We start from the raw sequence: 23,223 nt of genomic DNA on the forward strand, positions 1-23,223 counted from the left end.
TACCTCAAAACCCGCTATATTAGCCTACTTTGGTCACATTTAGATATGAACTGATTTGCTTAGCTTTGTTGCAACAATTTTACGCTTTTATTTTCACAACCCTATTTTTACGCAACGTGTTCTCGCAAATATACGTACTATTTTTATGTTTTTAGAAAAGTAAACAATTGAATTGGCATTGCTACTAGTTAAGGCTTATTTGACAAAATTGTTTTTTAGTAATACAATAAACTAATTATAGTGAGTGAGAAATATGGTTCTTGATACTAATAGTAAAAATCAACAAGTTGGCACTAATTCGCCTGTGTATTATGAAGAATTGAAGGGTTCTGTTCATGAGGAATTAGAACAAAAAAGAAAGCTAAAATTTGAGACAAAAGTTCAAGTTCAAGACATTTCACTTACAGGTGAAAAAGGGAGGTGTGAAAAAGCCAAAGTAGATAGGCAGCGCAAGCGGGCTAATGAAGCTTTTAAAAATGGAGATTTAGAAAAGGCGAAATTGTTAATAGATCATATAGATCTTAACTCGTTGTACGAATGTAAAGTTCAGGGCCGGAATGAAGTACAACAAATACCAGTTTTGTTACGTTATTTCGTTAATAATGCCTGTGCATATACTAATTGGTTTAAATTTTATCAAGATGTTTTATCCGAAAAAGATGAGAAGATTAACATTGATGCTATTGTTACGTCTGATGGTGGCACAGCTTTAAGTTATGCATGCAGGGAAGGAAACAGAGATGTTACAGAATTACTATTGAATCATGGAGCTGATGTTAATAAAGTGAGTGCCTTTTCTGGTGAAACACCAATTCTTATTGCTCTAAAAAATAATGACCACAATCTAGCAAATTTGCTTTTTCAACATGGAGCAAAAATGGATGTAAGTCTTAAATTGGAAGAAGTAATTGCTGCTAATAGCTGTAATCAAAGCAGTAAGTATACAAAGGAGACGATGGAAATTCTGCTGCAATATACTTCTCATAGACAGAATACTTTAATGCTAGTGTATTTCTCAAATAATACGACTTCAACAGATGAAGATATTGAAATTGTGAAATTACTTTTAGAGAAAGGAGCTGATTTAACAGTTAAAAATACTGATGGAAAAACATCTAAGGATATTGCCACTGAGAAAGGTAATACTAAACTTATAGGCTTATTTAATCAAAAATTAGGGGTAGAGCCCAAAGATTTAGAGGATTCATATGTCAATATCCCTTACAATTTAACTTTGAGTGAAATACAGGACATTCTAAGTAAAGCAATAAATGAAAATGATGATGCAAAGTTAACCGAGGTTATAAATAATATTCAGGATTACAAAAGTCAATTCATTTGCAACTTTGACAGTCCAGAAGAAGCAGGGCTTTTCATGGAGTTTTCTAAGAGAGTTTTAAATTTACAATCGCAAATTAAAAATCAATATGTACTGAGCCGCATATTAATGCTGCTTCGACCTCAAGGAAATGGTAGCAGGTACTCAGTAAAAGAATTGTTACTGTTGACAATTGCTGCTAATGATGAGTTGACAGAGAAACACCAAGATGTGCTTTTTGCTGAAGGAAATTTAGGTCTTTTACCTCTGCTTGTTGGTAGTCAAAAGTATATTGAGATCTTTACAGAAAAATTTCACGATCTTTACCAAAGTTTAAGAAGCCAAACGATCCTACTTGAAGATAGTGAAATTGGTTTTTTCTCAGTTGTAGCATTAATGGAAGAACAAGAATTACTAGATAAAGTTTTTATTAATGAAGATGCTCTTCAAGATCTGAAAGAAATTTTACAAAACAACGCCTCTCATCCTGTATATGGTATACTTGAAACAGCGTCTCTGATCAAAAATGAAGAATTCATCACGATAGTGCTGGATGCATTTGAAAGATATATTAATGAGCCAACTAAAAAAGCCTCAACAGAAGAGTTATTAAAAAAGAGCTTTGCTACCTTGTTAGAAACTGCGATAAGTCAAGAACGCATATCTGTCATTGAATACTTGTGCAAACGATACACTAATAGTGCAGATCATGCCATTTACGATGTATATGAACAAGCATTTGCAGATGATAAAGTTATTACAATACTAAAGCAACAAATCCTGAAAAACATAGGAACTCGCGGTAGAAGGGAAATTTACGATTTAATGTTGAAAACTGCATCGAATGCTGATAACATTGTATTTTTAGAAAAAGTATTGAATTTAGTTAAAGGTAATACAAAGCTTTTTCGTGAAAGTTTTGCTACTATTTCAGAAAATGCTTCTTCTACAACTGTTGAGCAATTACAAAAGTGTATTGATGGTATAAAAGATATGACTAAGTTTACAGAAGTGCCACGTGGTGTTGAACCTAGAGAGGAAATCAAAAGGCCTTAGAAAAATGTTTAGAAAGCAGAATTCTTCACAAATATTCAGAGTTTAAACAATTCGAAAGCAGATATACTAGGGCTTCTTCCGGTGGGCGGTTTGCTATGCGCAAAGGAGTAGAGTTTTTTATTAAGCCATTGAATGTTAACAATAACTACTCTGTACGATCATTTATAACAGAAGTTATTGCTGGTCCGCTATATAGACTAGCACTGTTTGGCAAATCACCAAAAATTTGGCTAATTGAAGACGATCAGGATCAAGTCTTTTTGGGTTCGGAATTTCTGCCTAATTTTAATACTTTTGCCGATCTATTAAAGAAAGCAGTTACAAAGAGCGAGATCAATTTAAAGAACTGTTTAGAAGAACAAATTCAACATAAATTTAAAAGGGAGTTGCAAAAAAGCGTAGGAAATTCCAAATACTTCGCTAAGTTTTTAGCTGCATGCCTGATATTTAGGGAATTCGATTTTAACTTAGAGAATTTTGGAATAGTAGAAACAAATGATACAGGTGTAACAGAAAGAAAATGGGCAAAAATTGATCATGGCTTGTCATTTGAATATCAGCGCTTTGATCAGGAGTGTTTATCAAGTGATTGTCTAGAGATTTTAAATTTTTATTTGCAAGACAGGAAGAAGTGCAAAAATCAGATATTAGATAACTTATACCAATTCTCATTGTTGGTCATTCAAATAGGATACATAGCAGAGTTGTTTAATTGTGGAGTAGGTAAGAGAAGTAATAAATTTACACAAAGCACTCTCAAGCAAAGCAATAGTATCGTATATTTTATTGCGCAAAATGTTCTGTTTTACATACAACCAAAGCCTCTCAACTGGATTGAGTTCAGGTGAGTATGGTGGTAGGTATATAATCTCAATATTTTTAGGTACCTTTAAACTTTTCGACTTATGCCAACTAGCACAATCCATAACAAGAAAGGCTTCTCGTGGTCCCAAATATTGAGACATTTGCTCAAGAAATATATTCATACAATCAGTGTTGACATTCGGTGCAAACAAGCTAGAATTCTCCCCATTTCTAGGATTAACTGCACTGTAGAGATAAAAATTTTCCCTACCTAATTTTACCTTAACTTTTGTTCTGACGCCTTTTTTAAACCATCCATGCCCGGTCTTTGAATGTGTGCCAAACCGCGATTCATCGAAGAAAAACAGCTCTTTTTCAGGATACTTGCCAATAACTTCGTTGAGATTTTTTTTTGAATTCCTCTTATTTTCTTTTATCTTGTACATTGTGTACTGGTCTTGGTGTAATATAAGAGAATTTCATCTTTTGCATATAGCGGTGTACTGTAGATTTGCTAATATTTAAGCCGAACTTTTCCTGGATTCTTATTCTCATTTCTTTAATGGTAATATTAGGATTTTCTCCTACCCATGCTTCAACTTGCTGTAGTTGAGCCTGATTTAATTTAGTTTTTCTACGCCGTTGTGGAGGAGCAAACAATTTTTCTTCTCTGCCTAATTTCAAGAGTTTTATCCACGAAGTTAGTGCGCTTCTTGAAATGCAATATATTTTTGCTGCAGCCGTTATACTATGCTTTTTTGCTGCAATTACAGCATTTAGTTTTTTTGCAACATATGCATTGTTCCTTACTTTCTTCAGCATTTTTTTTGCTGATTTTACTACTTCTTCATCCAATAATTTTGATCTTAGTGCCATTTATACCTCGACTATTTCACTTATTTCATTATGGCTTGTCTTCTATTATTGTCTATCTGTTTGCCGTGTAATGGGAATTGGTATTAGTGAAAGAAATCTTAAAAAAATTAGTAAATTACAATGAATTGTCAGAAGAATTGGTTAATATGTGCAAATTCTTAGAAGAAAGTGAAGCACTGATTGAGCAATTAATAGACAAACAAGTAGGAGATTTAAACAAGGCTCTAAGTGCACATCACTGTATAAAATTTTCCATTCTCAATGAGAATTTTTCGTATAATGCTAAACGTCGTGTATTCGTTACTGATCAAGGTGATGAGCTTAGTAAGTATTTCAAGGAAATATTGTATGATCAAGTTAAAAAAGCAAAAGAGTTCTCAGAAGAGTTGAGCAAGAAGAATAAAGATCTTAAAATGGAAGATTTGAGTTTAGGTTGTAACTCTTTAGACAATACAACTGGGTCGAATGCCCAAGGTGATAGTAGTAAAGCACATTCTAAAGTTATAGTAACTGAAAGCAACGGTAGTGACGGTGAAAATAAAAAAACAATACAGAACCTTATAAGCCATAATTCCAGGGAGGGTAAAATGCCTACAAATACAAAACAGCGAGTCAAAAGCTCATCAGAACAAGAGAAATCTGAGAATACAAGAAATCAGCTTGAAAAGCTACAAAAAGAATTGAATGAAAAAACTCAGGCACTTGAAAGCATGAAAACTCAGCTTGCAGAGAAAGAGGAAGAGCTGAAGGGTGTACAAGTTCAATTAGAGCAAGAGAAAACAAAACTGCAAGATGAGCTCAAGAAGAAAGAGAAAGAGCTGAATAGCAAAACTAGGGAAGTAACTGAGCTTACTGAAGAAAAAAGTCAACTAGAGAAAAAGCGAAATAGTATACAGCAAGACTTGGTTGAAAAAACTAAGGCACTTAATAGCACACAAGCTCAGCTTGAAAAGCTACAGCAAGAATCAGTTGGAAAAGCTAATGAAGTAACTAACCTTACTGAACAACTTAAGAATACAAAAGCTCAAGCTGAAGAAGAGATTAACAAGCTAAATGGTCAAATAGATCAACTTACTCAAGAAAAAAATCAACTAGATGAGCAGTTGGATAGTGTACAGAAAGAATTGGGTATAAGAATTAGCGAAGTAACTCAACTTACTGCAGAAAATACTCAATTAAAGGACAATTTAAAAACTACAACTGAAAAAAATACTAAACTACAGAATGATCTAGAGGTTACACAAAAAATCGTGAATGAAAAAGACAGTCAAATTGGGAACCTAAACAGTAACATCATAGAACTAAATGAGCAACTAAGAAATAAAGACAGTCACATTGAAGGCCTAAATGATCAACTAAAAAGTAATGATGTTCGAGTCAAAGAGTTAAATAATACACATGGACAACTTGAAAACAAAAGCAAGCTGGAAAATCAGATTAAGGAGCTAAGTTGTAAAAATCAAAAGCTGTCGAAGGCAAGCACTCATAGTAAAAGGCAAAGTAATTATGCCTCTGTTTCTTTTGTGTTGTCAGGAGTATTTGCTGTTGGTGCAAGTTTAACAATGTTTCATTTAGTAATATGTATTTCACTCGCTGTAGCTGCATTAACTTTTCTTGCAGTAGGATTTTACTGTTCATATAAGGCAAATACAGCGCTTAGTAATGTTGAAGTTAAAAATGGTGTTGATCCTATAGCTGTGGAAGTTTAAAATAGCCCAAGTTGAGAAGGGATAGAGGTTAAGTTTTAGAGGTTTTTCTAAACTTATGGTTTTTTAAATAGCTTTTTAAGGTCATAAAGTTGAGTAAAGAGAGGCAACTTTCTCCACTTAGATAACGTTATTGCCGCTAGTTATTTGAGGTTTATGCATTAAGCTTGACTTGTGTTATTTTTTCGCTATTGGTTAATTTATATAAGTTAAAGGTAAATTAGGTGGATGATAAAGAAAAAGTATACTTATTTAAAGTCTCTCTGAACAAAAAAATCTATCGTGAAATAGCATTGAAAGGTAAAACTAGTCTCTATGCTTTTGCAAAAGAGATTGTCAGTGCTTTTGACTTTGAGTTTGATCATGCGTTTGGTTTTTATGATAACATTAAAGATATTCACGAAAGCTCAGAAGCGTATACGTTATTTTATGATTTTGGTGATCCAGTTAATGATAATGAAAAAAGTGTAAAAAAATCTTACATATATAAAGTTTTTCAACTTAACAAAAAAATGCTATTTCTTTTTGATTATGGTGACGATTGGATGTTTTTAGTGGAGTGTTTAGGTATAAGTGATCCTAAAGATAGTATAAAATACCCGGTTGTGGTTGAAAGAAAAGGCGCTGCACCTCCACAATATCCTGACTATGACGATGAGTAATAGAGTTTAGATGTTACTTCCTATCAAATTCTTCTTAAATCTTATTTTTTTAAACTTTGTAGTACGTTAAAGAAAAAAACAACCACCAGAGGTGACCTTAGAATCGCACTTTAGGCTTCGGATGTACTTTTAGATCATCTTTTACAACTACTGCTGTAAACCCCATAAAAACCGCAGCAAATGAATCTATGGATTTAACGGCATAAAAGACCACAAAAATGCCAATTATGCTGGATTCAAACAAGGCTGAGCGGTAAGTTGTTCCAAATCTTCTACTTTCTCGAGCTTGGTGTTGGGATTTAGAGTACTGTACAGCGTAAAACCTATACATGCTAATCCCGCCCCAACCACCACTATGATATGAATTTCAGGATATAGCGCTACTGCTTATTCTGTGGGAACTTTTCTTTACAATAATCTACTTGAGAAAAAGATCTTGACCTTAATTAAATAAACTTGTCTAATATGTAGCAGTGTAGGTATATTTATCTTCACATATGATTGTGGAAGTATATAGAGTTTTCATTACTGCAGAGGTTTTACGCTTGAGTGGTTGTGCGATATTAGTATAAGCGTGAGCATTCATATGGGCTTATTTTAGCTCTTTATATTGTCCATATTTAACGGAATTATGGAGAAGCACAATGACTAAGCTATTAGAAATAGTATCAAAAGCAACAGGGAGTATTTGTCAAGATATTGTCAATCATCCATTTAACCAAGAATTGATGAAAGGAACGTTATCAAGGGAAAGATTTTGCTACTACCTAGAACAGGATTCCATTTTTGTAAAAGACTGTTTGAATATTTTTGCCATGATTGCAGCACGTTCTCAAAGTGTTGAATATGCTCAACAACTTCTGAAGTTTTCATCTGATTGTATTACTGAACAACAAACTTTGCTTCCATTACTTAAAAGAGAGTTTAACTTCAAAGAAACAGGTAAACTTGCACCAGCAACTCTGGCTTATACAAGCTACTTACGCTATACATCTATTCTTGAGTCTTTTGAGGTTGCTATCTCTGCAGTTTTACCTTGCTTTTTAGTCTATCGGGAAGTTGGAAGTTATATTGCAAAAAACTCTGTAGAGAATAACCCTTTTGTACACTGGATACAAGCTTACTCTAGTGAAGAATTTTTAGTAAGTGTTGATAAAGCTATTATAATTTTTGACCGTCTTGCTGAGCAAACAACAGAAACTATAAAGCAGCAAATGTGTGATGCATTTTATAAAAGTACTGTTTTGCAATGGCACTTTCACCACGATGTCTATGGAATCCGTGTTTTTGATAATACAAAATGTTGATTTTTTTATCCAGATGGCTTTGCTGCATCCAATGCTCTATCACGCTAGTCGTATAAATGGGCCAATGGTATCCGTTCAGCGGAGTGGCAGAATAAGGTAGACAAGGTGATCTAAAAAGATAATCATAGAGCAAAAGTGAGGTAATGTGGTAAACCTTTTAGAACTTTGCAAAAATTTACAGCAAAAAATAGAAAAGTTAGAAGCAAAAATAGAAAGGCTGGAAAGAGAGAATGAAAGTTTAAAAGCAGAGAACAAGGCTTTAAAGATAGAGAACGCTGAATTAAAGGAGAGGCTTGGTTTAAACTCAAGAAATTTATCTCTACCAAGCTCTAGAGAGTTGTACAAAATAAAAAAGGACAAGCCAAAGAGCGACAGAAACGTCGGTGGTCAGGTTGGTCATAAAGGAAGTTTTCGCGCCAAAATGGATGCAGATGAGGTGATAAAAGTAAAGTTGTCATCTACTTGCGAATGTGGAGGAGAGATTGGAATATGTGGGAAACCTTACATTCATCAAAAAGTTGATCTTCCGGAAATCAAGCCTTATGTAGTAGAATATCAATTAGAGCATGGCCGTTGCCGGAGATGCGGGAAAAGAAGAAGCAGTAAGTTACCAGAAGGTGTTACGTCAGATACATTTGGACCAAGGGTTAAGTCAATAATTGCAGCGTTCAGCGGGTTTTACAAAAATTCAAAACGCGAAATAGCGAGTGTCGTAAATGATATCTTCAATTTGAACATAAGCGTCGGTAGCATATCAAATAGTGAACATAGAGTTGCTTCAAAATGCAAAAAAATGTATGAGCAGATCGAACAAGAGATAAGTAGGAGTAAAGTTCTACATATTGATGAAACGAGCCATTATAACAAAGGTAAACTCGCTTGGTGTTGGATGTTTGCAAGCAATACGGCAAGTTTTGTAAAATTTACAGAGTCAAGAGGAATGAAAGTTTTACAAAGTAGTAAATTCTGCAATCGCAATAGCTTAGTAGTAACCGACAGGTACGCAGCATACAACTACTTTGCCGATAAAAACAGGCAAATCTGCTGGGCACATTTATCAAGAGATTTTGAAAGGTTAGCGCATAGTTGGAATATTAAAGTCAAAGTTCTGGGCTGTTACTTGAGAAACGTAGCCACTGAATTATTTGCACTGAAAAAAGCTTTACTAAAAAGTGAAATAGATGTTTTAAGATTTGCCAGACGCGCAAGAAAATTGCGAAAGCGTACACGATGTTACTTGAAGCCGTTTACCTGAAGCAATTGGAGCTTCTCGAGTTGCGAAAAATATTTTGAAATCTGAAAGAATGATGTGGAATTTTTTAGATGACTCAGAAAATATTCCATTGACAAATAATCACGCTGAACAACAGATACGACACTATGTCGTTTACCGTAAAAACTCATATTTTACACAATCACAGCAAGGAAACACATTCCTCGAACGGATAATTTCATTATACTTAACATGGAAACAAAAGGGGCTAAACCCTTTCCAAAATCTCCTATCTATTGTTTCTTAAACCACTCTGCTGAACGGATACGAAAATTTTATATATCTGGCTATGAGTAGGGTTATGCTGAAGAGGGAATATGCTTGAATTTACTGATTTGTGGACAATCTCTCAGTCAAATCCTTTACCAATGTGCCATCGTCCAGGAATATTAGTCAAGGTCGTTGCAGCATAACAATACTGGTAGAGCAACTACAAAAGTGGTGAGGCATAGAAATGCTCTACCTGTATGCCCCTTCTTAGCGTGCATGTAGAGATTAGTGCATAAAGGTAAAATATGCAAGAAAAAATAAAAAGATTATTGAAAGATTGTTTTACACATTTAGGAGAGCAAGCATTGTATGAATCAAAGGATAAGTCATACAAGGTACAGATACTGAAACAACAACCGGATAAATTATACGAGATTGGTGAAGGACAATTTGTGGGGGAGATGGTGCGACCTGAAAGTCTTCGGTCATATTGTTTAAAAGGAGAGGAATTCATTCAGAAAGAAACTGAAAGAATCCTAAAACTTATTAAACCAGATGTTTTGCCATCTGATACCAATTCTCATTGTTGGTCATTCAAATAGGATACATAGCAGAGTTGTTTAATTGTGGAGTAGGTAAGAGAAGTAATAAATTTACACAAAGCACTCTCAAGCAAAGCAATAGTATCGTATATTTTATTGCGCAAAATGTTCTGTTTTACATACAACCAAAGCCTCTCAACTGGATTGAGTTCAGGTGAGTATGGTGGTAGGTATATAATCTCAATATTTTTAGGTACCTTTAAACTTTTCGACTTATGCCAACTAGCACAATCCATAACAAGAAAGGCTTCTCGTGGTCCCAAATATTGAGACATTTGCTCAAGAAATATATTCATACAATCAGTGTTGACATTCGGTGCAAACAAGCTAGAATTCTCCCCATTTCTAGGATTAACTGCACTGTAGAGATAAAAATTTTCCCTACCTAATTTTACCTTAACTTTTGTTCTGACGCCTTTTTTAAACCATCCATGCCCGGTCTTTGAATGTGTGCCAAACCGCGATTCATCGAAGAAAAACAGCTCTTTTTCAGAATACTTGCCAATAACTTCGTTGAGATTTTTTTTTGAATTCCTCTTGTTTTCTTTTATCTTGTACATTGTGTACTGGTCTTGGTGTAATATAAGAGAATTTCATCTTTTGCATATAGCGGTGTACTGTAGATTTGCTAATATTTAAGCCGAACTTTTCCTGGATTCTTATTCTCATTTCTTTAATGGTAATATTAGGATTTTCTCCTACCCATGCTTCAACTTGCTGTAGTTGAGCCTGATTTAATTTAGTTTTTCTACGCCGTTGTGGAGGAGCAAACAATTTTTCTTCTCTGCCTAATTTCAAGAGTTTTATCCACGAAGTTAGTGCGCTTCTTGAAATGCAATATATTTTTGCTACAGCCGTTATACTATGCTTTTTTGCTGCAATTACAGCATTTAGTTTTTTTGCAACATATGCATTGTTCCTTACTTTCTTCAGCATTTTTTTTGCTGATTTTACTACTTCTTCATCCAATAATTTTGATCTTAGTGCCATTTATACCTCGACTATTTCACTTATTTCATTATGGCTTGTCTTCTATTATTGTCTATCTGTTTGCCGTGTAATGGGAATTGGTATGAGTCTACGCATCAGTGCGAATCGGGTAACCAGTTGGTGCCGAGCGATGCGGACAATGAACCTCCTCTTGAAAAAGAAGATGTGTAATCGTAAGAGGAGCATAAACTACGAGCATCACGTGGTTGGGGGGCTAGGCTAGTGGTATGGTGAACGTAAGTGAAGCTTCATAAGTATCGTTAAAATGAAAGAGCTAAAGATGCTGATAAGCTCTGACCAAAAGGTAATGTGGATAAGTTACATTTTTCATCTCTGGGTGTACGCAAATAATAATTCCACCGGTATAGAGAAGCCACCTAACCCACTATTGTATGACAGAAGGAACAGGGTAAGCCTGTATTTCCGCCTATACGGCAAGCAAACTGCAAGGAATGCTGATGGAAGTGCAGGTAAAGGAAAATGGAGAAAGCGAATGCCAGTTTGTAATGAAATGGATAGAATTTGTAACATTAATTCGCGTGAAAACGAGCAGACTTCCATTTGGTCCCTCGTGACAAGAAACTTTGTTAACCACTTAAGGTAGGAAAGCAGATGATTACAAGTAAAACTGTAAGTGCACCCACCAACAATTCCGAAGCATGAAACCAGTTATCCTGGAAGAAATGCCAAAAAGTTGTTATGAGGCTACAAAGACGTATTGTTAAGGCTGTCCAACAAGGAAGATGGGGTAAGGTGAAAACTTTACAACATCTTCTCACACGCTCCTTTAGTAGCAAAGCTTTAGCTGTTAAAAGAGTAACTGAAAACCACGGAAAAAACACGGCAGGTGTAGATCGTCAACTGTGGTTAACTTGCAATGCTAAAATTCAAGGAATAAAGCAGTTAAAGCAAAGAGGATATAAACCTTCCCCGCTAAAACGAATTTATATCAATAAATCTAATGGCAAAAGAAGACCTCTTGGAATCCCTACGATAAAAGATAGAGCCATGCAAGCATTATACTTGTTTGCTTTGGAACCGATAGCTGAAACGATCAGTGATCGTCACTCTTATGGCTTTAGACCAAAAAGATCCTGCGCAGACGCTACTGTGGCTTGTCACTTGTTACTGGCAAGCCGTAACCAACTACAGTGGATACTCGAAGGTGATATTAAAGGGTGTTTTGATAACATTAACCATGAATGGCTCATGAAGCATATTCCTATGGAGAAGAAAATTCTTCATAGCTGGTTAAAAGCTGGCTTCCTAGAATCAAAAACTCTGTATTCCACAACTGCAGGTACCCCACAAGGTGGTATCATCTCTCCAATACTAGCTAATTTTACCTTAGATGGTCTTGAACGGTTATTAGAAAGTCGCTTTGGTAAATTAGGTAGCAAAAGAAGAGACAAAATCAGAAGTGGAGTAAATTTAATCAGGTACGCAGACGACTTTATTATTTCAGGTTTCACACATGAGTTACTGGAAAATGAAGTAAAACCTCTAGTATCGTCCTTTCTTCAGGAGAGAGGTCTTATCCTTTCCGAAGAGAAAACAAAAATTACATCTATTACAACAGGGTTTGACTTTCTTGGTTGTAATGTAGCAGGTATAATAAGAAGTTAATTATAAAACCTTCAAAAGAAAGTATTAAGAAACTTCTTAATAAAGCACGTACATTGATAAAGGCAAACATAGCGAACACTCAGGCAGTACTAATCAAGTTGCTCAATTCCCTATTAAGGGGATGGGGAAATTACTACAGCCATGTGTGTGCGAAAAGAGCTTTTAACAAAATAGACCATGAAATTATGTGTGCTCTATGGAAATGGGCAAAGAAAAGACATCCTCGTAAAGGATTACGTTGGACAAAGAATCGTTACTTCAAGGTAATGAAACAACGCCAATGGGTCTTTGCTGCACCCATATGCAAGAACAAACCGAAAGAGATAAGGTATTTAAGGCTGCTTAGGTTGATTGATATACCTATCAGACGACATGTTAAAATCAGGGCGGATGCAAATCCACTTGACTTAAAATGGAAAAAGTATTTTGATGAAAGAGTGAAACAAACAAAAATGTTAGCAAGCTCTTTCTCAAGAGAAGGTTCTCTACTGTTGGTGTCACCATTAAGAATGATGTTTTCTGAGGAATCATGAAGGACAAGCCGGTTCGAGAAAAGAAGGACTTAGATAAGGGGCTCAAGCGTAGTGTGGGGAAACCTGCATGCTGCGTTTCTAAGGGAGGAAGTAGTAGCAATACTACTTCCTTACCTAACCAGCTCACTCGTGATAAAGGCTTTGAAAAACGTGCACAACTTTACGCTGCTAAGGCTTACTCAAGACAAGCTGATAAATCTGGTAAATACGTTGATTTAAAGAAGATTTTCTTTATCGCGATTTCAAATTGTACCTTATTCCCTGATAAGCTTGACTATATATCTAGCCATACCATAAGAGATGAGAAAACCAATGAGCATGACTTAAAAGATTTTCAATTTATCTTCATAGAGCTGCCAAAATTTCCTAAGAGTAGAGAAGAACAACTAGAAAGTGTAGTAGACCGTTGGCTATTTTTTTTCAAATATGCAGATGAAACAACGGACGAAGATCTCAGAAAAATTGCGGAAAAATCACCAATAATAAAGCTAGCATATGATGAATTAGATAAGTTTCACTGGAATGAAAAAGATCTAGTAGCTTACGAAGAAAGAATAATGGATCTACGGAAAGAAGAAGCCATTCTTGAATACAGACTTGATCTTGCTGAAGAGAAAGGTATAGAGAAAGGAAAAATTGAAGTCGCAAAAGCAATGCTGGCTAATAATGTTGATGTCAACACTATTGTCAAGTATACTGGCCTTTCTATTAGTGAGATTGAAGAATTAAGTGTGAACGGTTACATTACATAAAAGGTTTAAATATACTGGACATACTGATATACTTTCGTATTAAAAAACACCCAATAAGCAGAGTTGTAAGTGGAATAAACCACAAAATGTAAGTGCTAGGTGGGGTAGTTATAATTGAATTGCCGTAAGAATTTTTTAACTCTGAGATTATCTCTTCATCTGTGTATCCATCATTGATTTTTTTACGAATTGCTTTTCGCATATCATACGCGATCTGAGATCCAGATTCAGACAATGATTCGCCAGAACATATTGGACACCTTATTATTTCAAATAAACTGGTTGCTCGTTTTTCCATGCTTTTATCTCTGAGTTTATTATCCAGAGTAAAAGCATTTACGCCTGAGTGAAATATCAATATGAAAAGTAAACTAACTACTGCTCTCATCCTTGGTTAATTGGGTTATTTTACTGAGCTGGTTCATAAAATCAGTGGTGGATAACTTTCCAATAAAGCTTGACCCTACATCATCATCGTACTTTATTGAAAATTGAATGCCATCATCAGTTGTTTTTTCTGATAAGGAAGACATTAATTTTCCAAACGCATCTGAAGTTTTTGAGTCACCAATCATAAACGAGATTAATTCTTTATAATTTGATATAGCCACGTTGATTTTGTCTTTAAATGAAGACGTAACCAAATTATAATTTTGCACTCCACCATCTGCAGCAAGAGAAAAATTATTACTTTGAATTAAAAATTTCTCTATGTTGAAATTAACTCTGGAAGCTGAGATGTGGTTTACAAATTCGTAATCAAATTTAGTGTCGATACTAAGGTAACTTTCAGGACTTGCAGTATTTTTATACCGATAAGTATAAAAATCAAATCCTAGTTTAGTATTTCCATTCAGTGCTTTATCGAGGTGAAATTGAATGTAATTGCTTTTATCATTCACTTCAGTTATAACACTTTGCTGATTTTCTGAAACATCACATTTTAATCCATAATCTTCGTAACGAAGTGTATCTATATAGTCTATCACGCTGTTGAATCGCAATGAAGATGGTAAATCATTTAGTCTAACAACAAAGTGGCTGCTATCGTTTGTGTGGCATTTTATATTCTTTTTCTCATCACCATGAACAACAATGTTGACTTCATTGCTTGGTATGTAGATATATACTGATTTATCAAACAATCTATTTTTTATCAATAAAGCATCAGATGAGATGGTTAATTGCTCATTGGAAAATTTTGGGTTTGTCACACGAAAAATTAGGTTAGAAGGAAATCCACTAAAATCATGTGAAATATCGAACTTTTCGTCGTTAATGTATAGTATTGCTTCAGCTAAAAGATTTTTTACCTTACATGCAGAAAAATACCAAAAACCACTATACGCTACAGGAATAAACAAAAGTAAAGAGATGATAATATAGATAAAAATCTTACGCATAGCTAATTATTCCCCTGTTTATCCAATGATATATTTCTTGTACCCCTTGGTATGGTTACACACAAACCGTCGATATCTTTTGTGATTTTTATTTGGCACCCAAGTCTTGATGTCTCTGTTAAGCCGAATGCTAGATCTAACATATCGTTTTCCTCATCAGATATGGGATTATGCGTTTCTACAGCATCATAAAATTCTGGATCAACAATCACGTGGCATGTAGAACAAGCAAGAGAGCCTTCACATGCACCTTCAAGCAGATCTGGATCACTTCTGTGGGCTAAATTAAGCAGAGTTTCTCCCTCTGCAGCTTCATAGCTTTTCTTACTCCCATCAGGTAAAACAAAAGTAACAGATGGCATATTATTCCTATTAAAATCCTTACTAATTTCTCTATATCCTACAGGTAATAACTAATATTTGCAAACTCTTTGCAATTCCAGTGCCTATTTCTTGTTATCCAAGTACCCCTTTCTTGTCATTCAAGTAGCCCCTTTCTTGTCATCCGAGTAGCCCTTTCTTGTCATCCGAGTAGCCCTTCTCTTGTCATCCGAGTGCTCCTAATACCAATTCCCGCTACATAAGTAACGGATAGACAATAATAGAAAAAAAGCCATACTGAAGTAAGTAAAATAGCGAGGTTTAAATGGCATTAAGATCAAAATTATTGGATGAAAAAGTGAGCAAAAGAAATGCTGAAGAAAGTAAGAAATAACGCATATGTTGCAAAAAAACTAAATGCTGTAATTGCAGCAAAAAAGCACAGTATAACAGCCGTAGCAAAGATATGCTGCATTTCAAGAAAGGCACTTACTGCATGACCTAAAATTTGGCAGAGAAGAAAAATTATTTGCTCCGCCTCAACGCCGTAGAAAAACTATATTGAATCAAAGTCAACGTGAACAAGTTGAGGTGTGGATAGAGGAAAACCCCAATATTACTATAAAAGAAATGAAAATAAGAATTCAAGAAAAGTTTGGTTTAGCAAATCTACAGTACACCGTAATATGCAAAGAATGAAATTCTCATATATCACACCAAGACCAGTGCATAACGGACAAGATAAAAGTAAACAAGAGGAATTTAAAAAAAAATCTTAATGAAACTATTGTCATGTATCCTGAAAAAGAGCTATTTTTCTTCGATGAATCGCGGTTTGGCACACATTCAAAGACCGGGCATGGATGGTTTAAAAAAGGCGTCAGAACAAAAGTTAAGGTAAAATTAGGTAGGGAAAATTTTTATCTCTACAGTGCAGTTAATCCCAGAAATGGAGAGAGTTCTAGCTTATTCGCACCAAACGTCAATACTGATTGTATGAATATATTCCTTGAGCAGATGTCACAATATTTAGGAACAAGGGAGGCATTTCTTATCATGGATTGTGCTAGTTGGCATAAGTCAAAAAATTTAAAAGTACCTAAAAATATCGACATTATATACCTACCACCATACTCACCTGACCTCAATCCTGTTGAGAGGTTTTGGTTATATATAAAACAGAACATTTTGCGTAACAAAATCTACGATACTATTGCTTTGCTTGAGAGCGCTTTATGCAAATTTATTACCTCTCTTTCTCACTCTACAATTAAAAAACTCTGCAATGCCGCTTATTTGATTCACTAGTAATGAGAATTGGTATAAGAGCTTGTCCGCAAACTACTAAATTTAGGCATATTCCCTCTTTAACATCAATCTATTCATAGCCAGATATATAAAATTTTCAGTAGATGTTGTCAGCAAATCATATTCTTTCGATAGCCTCCTATTCCTATTTATCCAAGCAAAAGTCCTTTCTACAACCCACCTTCTCGGCTGCACTTTAAATCCTGGCTCCACTTTTGGTAATAGCTCTGGTGGTGTATCTTTATGCACCCAAAATCTGCACGGAGGCCTTTTGACAATTTCAATTTCTATGTCATATTCTCTCTTTATGTGATCCTTTAAATCTTTTCCTTGGTATCCCATATCAGCCCACATCTTCCTAACATTAGTGTGTTTTTTCCTCATATTATCCAGCGCTATTTTCACACCATCTCTGTCATTTTCATTCGCAGCTCCGACATAGCAACCAAGCTTGAGTATCGGTGACTATATGCCTCTTTCTACCTTTTACTTTTTTACTCCCATCATAACCTTTAACCCCCCTTTTTCTGTCGTTTTTACCGATTACTATACACGCACTTGGCTCCTCATTCCTTCCCTTTTTTGACCTGCTATATTTAGTGATATCATAATTCACTTTCTCAAAAATTCCCTGCTTCTTCCATCTCCTAAATTGTTCATATACTGTCTTCCATGGCGTGCGGTAAATAGCGCCATTGACATCCTGTGCGTAGTACATAAAAAATTGCAGATAATACCTCTCTTTTGCTATGTTTCAGCGGCCTTCCTCCTTTCTTGTATGATACTCTAAAGTGTTTCTCTATTAGCTACCACTCTCTTTCACTTAGATCTGTTGGATACTTGTATCTTCAAGAAGTAAGATGTTAGAGCTAAAGTATCTTACAGGAAGGGTGAAGCTGTGTGGGTACTAATAGCCAGTAAGGCCGTAAAAAAGATTTGCTCCCCTTCCAGTAGAGTTAAAAGACCGAACAGTATCTTTGGAATTATATCCCGTATTACAAGGTTGGTCTAAACTCTCAATTCGTTATAGTCCTGGAGGAAATTTTATGCAAGTCAATGCTATTTTAGGTGTAGACATTTCTAAAAAGAAATTTGATGCTTGTTTATTGATAAACAACAAAGAACGACATAAAGTTTTTCACAATAATCAAGAGGGTTTTGAAAAGCTTGTAGCCTGATCATGGAGCAGACCTTATTCATCTTTGTCTCGAAGCAACTGGTTGTTATGGTGAAGATTTAGTTAACTTTATGTACGACCTGGGACATAATGTAAGTGTAATAAATCCAGCCCAAATCAAAGCTTTTGGCAAAAGTGAGCTACTTAGAAACAAAACAGATAAGTCAGATGCTGCTATGATTGCTAGATTTTGTATTGCTAACAAACCTAACCTTTGGAAACCTGCCCCTCCTGAAGTTAGGCGTTTAAGAGACTTTTATCGTTGTTTGCAAGCACTTAAAGATGACAAGTTGCAACAGATGAATCGTTTGGAAAATAAAAATATGTATTCCAGTTGCAAACAAGCCATACTTGAGGTAGTTACTACAATAGACACACAAACTGCTGCCATAGAGAAAGAAATTAACGAGCATATCAATAACTACCCACACCTAAAAAATATGATAGAAAATCTTAAGACCGTGAAAGGTGTAGGACATCTTACTGCTATTGCTGTTATTGCAGAAATGCCATTAGTTGATAATTTTGATCATGCTAGGAAATTCACAGCCTTTGCTGGCCTAAATCCAGAACATTATCAATCAGGATCTTCCGTAAGCAAAAAAAGTCGAATATGCAAAATAGGATCTGAGCGCATTCGCAAAGCTCTTTATATGCCAGCTATAGTAGTCAAAAATTTCAACCCTTACTTTCAAAAATTTTGCCAGCGTTTAACAAGCAAAGGAAAGTGTCCAATGGTTATAATTGTCGCATTAATGAGAAAACTAATGCACGTATTTTTTGGAATTCTTAAAAACAATCAACCATTTAATGGTGATTTAGTGAAATAACGTTAACGGTACGTGAGATTGTGTAACGGTTTTGAGTATTCAATATAAAGCACCGTGCTCGGAGTTTTGGTAATATAGTAGATTGTGTATTGTATCGTTTTATTTTGGTTTTAGCAGAGTGCTCGGTAGTGTAACTGTGCTTCTACACAAACTAAAAGCACAGTTATACTAATTTATAGAAGATGTAAGCCTAAATTAAATTTTCTTGTTATTTTTTATTCTTTTTTATCAAATAATTTGTTGACAGCAAGGACAGTATCTTTTTTCTCATTTCTAACCCCATTCTAAAACTCATATACTATCCCTTTTCTTGTTTGCGGACAAGCTCTTAGTATGATGGCGGTAGATGCTGGATATGCAACACAAGAAGTATACAACTGGGTAAGAGGTCACCAGGGGTCAGGGAGAGTAATGGCAGTAAAAGGAGCAAACAAAGCGCTAGTGCCACTTAGCAGCCCAAGTAGAGTAGATGTAACAGTTAGCGGACAAAAGCTAAAGAGAGGAATGAAGCTGTGGCCAGTTGGGGTATCGATATTGAAGTCCGAGCTTTTCCAACTACTTAATGTTTTAACAGAAGGGGCGCCGGGGTATTGTCATTTTCCAGAGTATCCACCTGAATATTTTAAGCAGCTAACCGCAGAGCAACTAATTACCAAGGTAGTAAAAGGATATACCAAGCAAGAATGGCAAAAGATAAGAGACCGAAATGAAGTACTAGATTGCCGAATTTACGCAAGAGCAGCGTCTATTGCCCTGGGAATAGATAGGTGGCCAGAGAGTAAGTGGGAAAGTTTAGTAGGAGAAAAAGCTAAAAAGTCAAAGAGAGTAAGAAGAAGTCAATGGTTGAGTGAGAAAAGTTGATGTACAACCAAGAATATTTAACACAAGTAGAAGAAGCGATAAAGAAGCTACAGAGCGGAGAGAGAGTAGTATCGATTGCATATGGTGATCATGTGGTTAGGTACGCAGAAATTCAGATAAAAGATCTATTGGCCCTAAGACAACGAATTAAATCTGAATTGAAAATCGCAGGTGTGAAGCCAAAGAGGAAAATTGTTTTTTCAACGAATAAAGGGATCATATAATGATAAAAATCGTTGAAAGGAACACTATGACAAAAATTATAGGAAAAGAATATACAGAATTTTTAGAGCAGTTGAAAGAACATATTGCTACTAGTCGTTACAAAGCAGCACTTGCGGTTAATAGTAAGCTTATTTTGCTTTATCATTATACTGGTACAGAAATCTTAAAACGGCAAAAAGAATATGGCTGGGGAGCGAAAGTTATTGAACAACTAAGTAAAGATTTGCGAGATGCTTTTCCTGATATGAAGGGGTTTAGTATTCAAAATCTAAAGTATATGAGAAGGTTTGCGGAAGAATATAGCGAAAACGAAATTCGTCAACAAGCTGTTGACCAATTACCTTGGGGTCACAATATCGTAATAATGTATGAAATTAAAAACAAAGAAGAAAGATTTTGGTATGCTAAAAAGTCGCGTGAACACGGCTGGTCTCGCAATATCTTGTCGATGCAAATTGAAACAAATTTGTATAAACGTGAAGGTAAATCAATAACAAACTTTAGGAATAAGCTTACATCGCCTCAATCAGATTTAGCACAGCAAACGCTTAAAAATCCTTACGTATTTGATTTTTTGAGTCTTGGTAAAAAAGCGCATGAAAGGGAAGTAGAAAAGGCTCTTGTAGCTCACATAGAACGTTTCCTTTTAGAACTTGGTGAAGGGTTTGCATTTTTAGGAAGGCAGTACCATTTACAGGTTGAAGATAGAGATTTCTATTTGGATTTGCTCTTTTACCACGTTAAGCTTCGTTGCTATATTGTAATTGAACTAAAAGCAGGGAAATTCAAGCCAGAATACACTGGAAAGATGAATTTTTACCTTTCAGCAGTTGATGATTTATTAAGACAGCCAGGTGATAATCCATCAATTGGTCTTATCCTCTATCGCTCTAAAGTCGGTGTTGTAGCCGAGTATGCATTACGTGACATGAACAAGCCAATAGGGTTAGCAGAGTATCAAATCACTGAAAATCTACCAGAAGAGGTAAAAACAGCTTTACCAACAATAGAAGAGTTAGAAGCTGAGTTATCAAAAGTTTCAGACAAGGAAAAGTAATGCTACTCAAATCATTCAAACAATTATTCCGCAAACCAAAAATCAAGAGCTCAGCGTGGGATGCATCAGGTTCAGGAAGGAGATTATTGCACTTTCAACCAGAGACAGGAAGTATAAATAGCTTACTCTCGCATAGTCTTGAAACTTTACGAAGTCGTTCACGTGACATGGTAAGAAAGAACTCCTATGCGGCAAACATCATCGATACGATAGTAAGTAACTCTGTTGGGACAGGAATAAAACCGCAGTCAAAAGCCAAAGATGCAGAGTTTCGCAAAAGAGTTCAAGAATTATGGCTGAGATGGACGGATGAAGCAGACAGTAGCGGAGTGAGTGATTTTTATGGATTACAAGCTTTGGTTTGTAGGAGCATGATAGAAGGAGGAGAATGTTTTGTAAGACTCCGAACAAGAAAACGAGAAGATGGACTTTGTGTGCCGTTGCAACTGCAAGTACTGGAATCAGAGCATTTAGACAATAAGAGCAATCAAACCCTTGCCAACGGTAATGTAATCAGAAATGGCATTGAGTTCAATAGACTTGGGCAAAGAGAAGCGTATTACCTTTTTCGAGAACATCCAGGTGAAGGCTCGTTTGGCGAATCAGTGAGAGTACCAGCAAATGATGTTTTACATATCTACAGACCACTAAGACCTGGGCAGATTCGAGGAGTACCATGGTTGTCCAGTGTACTGTTAAAGCTCTATGAACTTGATCAATATGACGATGCAGAATTAGTACGAAAAAAGACTGCTGCAATGTTTGCTGGATTTATTACGAGACTCGATCCAGAAGCAAATATTTTAGGAGAAGGTGAAGCAAATGAACAAGGGGTAGCGCTGTCAGGCTTAGAACCTGGGACTATGCAACTTTTAGATCCAGGAGAAGATATCAAATTTTCGGAACCATCTGATGTTGGAGGAAGTTATGAAGCATTTATGAAACAGCAGCTCAGGGCAATAGCAGTAGGCATGGGAATAACTTACGAGCAGCTAATAGGAGATCTTACCGGGGTTAATTATTCATCGATAAGAGCAGGGTTAATAGAGTTTCGGCGGAGGTGTGGAATGTTACAGCATAACATAATGGTATATCAATTTTGCCGTCCAGTATGGGATAGGTGGTTAGAGTTAGCAATACTATCTGGAGAACTAGACATAGGTGAAAAGTGGGCAAAAGAAGCGGCGAAAGAGGTAAAATGGATACCACAAGGATTTGATTGGGTGGATCCGCTAAAAGACCAGCAAGCACAGCAAATGGCGGTAAGGAATGGGTTTAAGAGCAGGTCAGAAGTAGTTTTAGAGCTAGGTTATGATATTGAAGAAATAGACCAAGAAATTGCTGAGGACCAAAGACGTGCTAGGCTCTGTGGACAAAAAATATGAAGAGGGAGAAAAAAAGTGGTAGTTTAACCAAATGAACATAAAAATGGAGAAACTACCGAATGGAATATTATATAAAAGAAAGAAATTGGAAACAAATTTTAGAATTCATAAAAGGCATAAAAGGAATGCATAGTAAAGACGAAAAACGTTTAAGAATATTCATAGAAGCAGTGTGGTATATGGCGCGAAGTGGTTGCCAATGGCGACTTTTGCCGAAAATCTATGGCAATTACAGAAGTATACACAAACGATTTAAGAGATGGTGCGAAAGGGGTATTTGGAAAAATTTATTGGAGTACACAAAACAAGAGCCAGATTTAGAAGCCGTCATAATCGACGGTACGATCATTAGAGCCCATCCATGTTCGGCTGGATATACAAAAGATTCGAAGGATCAAGAGGCTTTAGGGCGAAGTAAAGGTGGCTTTACGACTAAAATTCATGCACTTGTTGATGCATTGGGAAATCCTTTAAAATTTATACTTACTCCTGGCCAGAGGAATGAAATTACACAAGCTGAAGTATTAACAAAAAATGTCTATAACTCCATTGTAGTAGCTGATAAGGGTTATGACAGCAATGCTTTTGTGGTCAGCCTTGAAAACAGGAAATGTGAAATCGTAATTCCATCAAAAAGGAATCGAAAAGTGCAAAGATACTATGATGAGCATATTTATAAAGAACGTCAATAGACTTTTCAGCGGTGAAAATAAAATAGAGATCAGGAACAGTGGCATGATAGCTATAAGATTTGATTGAGTGCTTTTTCGGTAAAATTAAAAATTTTAGGCGCATTTTTTCCAGATTTGACAAGACCGCAGAGGTTTACATGGGATTTCTAAATTTTGTTGGAGCTCTCATATGGCTTCTCTAAAATTTTGTCCACAGAGCCTAGGGCAGTACAGAATAAGTAATTTCTCCGGAAACTTGACGAAAATAGA

16 protein-coding genes and 7 pseudogenes are annotated in these 23,223 nt (G+C 35.6%); 17 read left to right on the forward strand and 6 right to left on the reverse strand.

Features of this window, described 5'->3' with window-relative positions; genetic code table 11:
* Positions 1-253: 253 nt before the first annotated feature.
* Entirely contained in the window at positions 254-2,374 is a 2,121-nt protein-coding gene (locus ACWHVF_RS04565; protein WP_128081719.1) for a host RNA manipulator TomO, read from the forward strand.
* A gap of 668 nt (positions 2,375-3,042) precedes the next feature.
* On the opposite strand, the gene ACWHVF_RS04570 is transcribed toward ACWHVF_RS04565, so the two are convergent.
* Positions 3,043-4,054, reverse strand: a protein-coding gene (locus tag ACWHVF_RS04570) for an IS630 family transposase (RefSeq protein WP_447933022.1) whose coding sequence is annotated in 2 segments (ribosomal slippage) — positions 3,043-3,603 and positions 3,605-4,054 — 1,011 coding nt in all. Because the reading frame shifts where the segments join, the coding sequence is not laid out codon by codon here.
* A gap of 86 nt (positions 4,055-4,140) precedes the next feature.
* Between ACWHVF_RS04570 and ACWHVF_RS04575 the strand changes: the two genes are divergently transcribed.
* The 6 genes and pseudogenes from ACWHVF_RS04575 to ACWHVF_RS04600 all read left to right on the forward strand — a co-directional run bounded on the left by ACWHVF_RS04575 (position 4,141) and on the right by ACWHVF_RS04600 (position 9,814).
* On the forward strand, positions 4,141-5,763 hold the full coding sequence (locus ACWHVF_RS04575) for a TomO hydrophobic C-terminal domain-containing protein (RefSeq protein WP_064125484.1): 1,623 nt from the start codon (positions 4,141-4,143) through the stop codon (positions 5,761-5,763).
* 221 nt (positions 5,764-5,984) lie between these two features.
* Positions 5,985-6,422: an IS1096 element passenger TnpR family protein gene (locus ACWHVF_RS04580; RefSeq protein ID WP_064125483.1), complete on the forward strand. Its 438-nt coding sequence runs from the start codon at positions 5,985-5,987 to the stop codon at positions 6,420-6,422.
* Between the two features lie 644 nt (positions 6,423-7,066).
* Positions 7,067-7,729, forward strand: a complete 663-nt coding sequence (locus tag ACWHVF_RS04585) for a TenA family protein (RefSeq protein WP_064125481.1) — start codon at positions 7,067-7,069, stop codon at positions 7,727-7,729.
* A 145-nt stretch (positions 7,730-7,874) separates the two neighbouring features.
* Positions 7,875-9,249 (forward strand): annotated as a pseudogene (tnpC, locus tag ACWHVF_RS04590) (IS66 family transposase).
* Positions 9,250-9,331: 82 nt separating this feature from the next.
* Positions 9,332-9,415 (forward strand): annotated as a pseudogene (locus ACWHVF_RS04595) (major capsid protein); the annotation flags it as partial.
* 102 nt (positions 9,416-9,517) lie between these two features.
* Positions 9,518-9,814, forward strand: coding sequence for a head-tail joining protein (locus ACWHVF_RS04600; RefSeq protein ID WP_064124771.1), 297 nt, complete (start codon positions 9,518-9,520; stop codon positions 9,812-9,814).
* Here the strand turns inward: ACWHVF_RS04600 and ACWHVF_RS04605 are convergent.
* A protein-coding gene (locus ACWHVF_RS04605; RefSeq protein ID WP_447933057.1) for an IS630 family transposase occupies positions 9,793-10,804 on the reverse strand; the annotation gives its coding sequence in 2 pieces (ribosomal slippage) (positions 9,793-10,341 and positions 10,343-10,804; 1,011 coding nt in all). The two genes, ACWHVF_RS04600 and ACWHVF_RS04605, sit on opposite strands and share 22 nt — an antisense overlap.
* 699 nt (positions 10,805-11,503) lie before the next feature.
* Between ACWHVF_RS04605 and ACWHVF_RS04610 the strand changes: the two genes are divergently transcribed.
* From ACWHVF_RS04610 to ACWHVF_RS04620, 3 genes are read left to right on the forward strand one after another with little or no spacing between them, the layout of a single operon-like run.
* Positions 11,504-12,430, forward strand: a complete 927-nt coding sequence (locus tag ACWHVF_RS04610) for a reverse transcriptase domain-containing protein (protein ID WP_447933210.1) — start codon at positions 11,504-11,506, stop codon at positions 12,428-12,430.
* Between the two features lie 53 nt (positions 12,431-12,483).
* Positions 12,484-12,963, forward strand: a complete 480-nt coding sequence (locus tag ACWHVF_RS04615) for a group II intron maturase-specific domain-containing protein (protein ID WP_447933211.1) — start codon at positions 12,484-12,486, stop codon at positions 12,961-12,963.
* Complete coding sequence (locus ACWHVF_RS04620; protein WP_064125550.1) at positions 12,960-13,715, forward strand: Rpn family recombination-promoting nuclease/putative transposase; 756 nt, start codon at positions 12,960-12,962, stop codon at positions 13,713-13,715. The genes ACWHVF_RS04615 and ACWHVF_RS04620 overlap by 4 nt, the downstream gene beginning before the upstream one ends.
* On the opposite strand, the gene ACWHVF_RS04625 is transcribed toward ACWHVF_RS04620, so the two are convergent.
* Genes ACWHVF_RS04625 through ACWHVF_RS04635 form a run of 3 tightly spaced genes read right to left on the reverse strand, consistent with a single transcriptional unit; the run spans position 13,708 to position 15,480 of the window.
* Positions 13,708-14,103, reverse strand: a complete 396-nt coding sequence (locus ACWHVF_RS04625; RefSeq protein WP_064125549.1) for a cytochrome c-type biogenesis protein — start codon at positions 14,101-14,103, stop codon at positions 13,708-13,710. The genes ACWHVF_RS04620 and ACWHVF_RS04625 overlap by 8 nt on opposite strands.
* On the reverse strand, positions 14,087-15,118 hold the full coding sequence (locus ACWHVF_RS04630) for a hypothetical protein (RefSeq protein ID WP_064125548.1): 1,032 nt from the start codon (positions 15,116-15,118) through the stop codon (positions 14,087-14,089). The genes ACWHVF_RS04625 and ACWHVF_RS04630 overlap by 17 nt, the downstream gene beginning before the upstream one ends.
* Positions 15,119-15,120: 2 nt before the next feature.
* Positions 15,121-15,480 (reverse strand): ferredoxin family 2Fe-2S iron-sulfur cluster binding protein, encoded by a 360-nt coding sequence (locus ACWHVF_RS04635; RefSeq protein WP_064125547.1) that lies wholly within the window; start codon positions 15,478-15,480, stop codon positions 15,121-15,123.
* Positions 15,481-15,764: 284 nt separating this feature from the next.
* Between ACWHVF_RS04635 and ACWHVF_RS04640 the strand changes: the two are divergent.
* A pseudogene (locus ACWHVF_RS04640) lies at positions 15,765-16,747 on the forward strand (IS630 family transposase).
* Positions 16,748-16,789: 42 nt separating this feature from the next.
* Here the strand turns inward: ACWHVF_RS04640 and ACWHVF_RS04645 are convergent.
* Positions 16,790-17,550 (reverse strand): annotated as a pseudogene (locus ACWHVF_RS04645) (IS5 family transposase).
* A gap of 243 nt (positions 17,551-17,793) precedes the next feature.
* Here ACWHVF_RS04645 and ACWHVF_RS04650 point away from each other — a divergent pair.
* From ACWHVF_RS04650 to ACWHVF_RS04675, 6 genes and pseudogenes are all read left to right on the forward strand, one after another.
* Positions 17,794-18,754 (forward strand): annotated as a pseudogene (locus tag ACWHVF_RS04650) (IS110 family transposase).
* A gap of 327 nt (positions 18,755-19,081) precedes the next feature.
* A pseudogene (locus ACWHVF_RS04655) lies at positions 19,082-19,615 on the forward strand (terminase gpA endonuclease subunit); the annotation flags it as partial.
* Entirely contained in the window at positions 19,615-19,839 is a 225-nt protein-coding gene (locus ACWHVF_RS04660; protein WP_064125532.1) for a gpW family head-tail joining protein, read from the forward strand. The pseudogene ACWHVF_RS04655 and the gene ACWHVF_RS04660, both read left to right, overlap by 1 nt.
* On the forward strand, positions 19,839-20,897 hold the full coding sequence (locus ACWHVF_RS04665; RefSeq protein WP_082860948.1) for a PDDEXK nuclease domain-containing protein: 1,059 nt from the start codon (positions 19,839-19,841) through the stop codon (positions 20,895-20,897). Before ACWHVF_RS04660 ends, ACWHVF_RS04665 begins: the two co-directional genes overlap by 1 nt.
* Positions 20,897-22,282, forward strand: coding sequence for a phage portal protein (locus tag ACWHVF_RS04670; RefSeq protein WP_064125533.1), 1,386 nt, complete (start codon positions 20,897-20,899; stop codon positions 22,280-22,282). Before ACWHVF_RS04665 ends, ACWHVF_RS04670 begins: the two co-directional genes overlap by 1 nt.
* Positions 22,283-22,341: 59 nt before the next feature.
* Positions 22,342-23,156 (forward strand): annotated as a pseudogene (locus tag ACWHVF_RS04675) (IS5 family transposase).
* Positions 23,157-23,223: the final 67 nt, after the last annotated feature.

It is taken from the genome of Wolbachia endosymbiont of Dactylopius coccus (genome assembly GCF_977011065.1).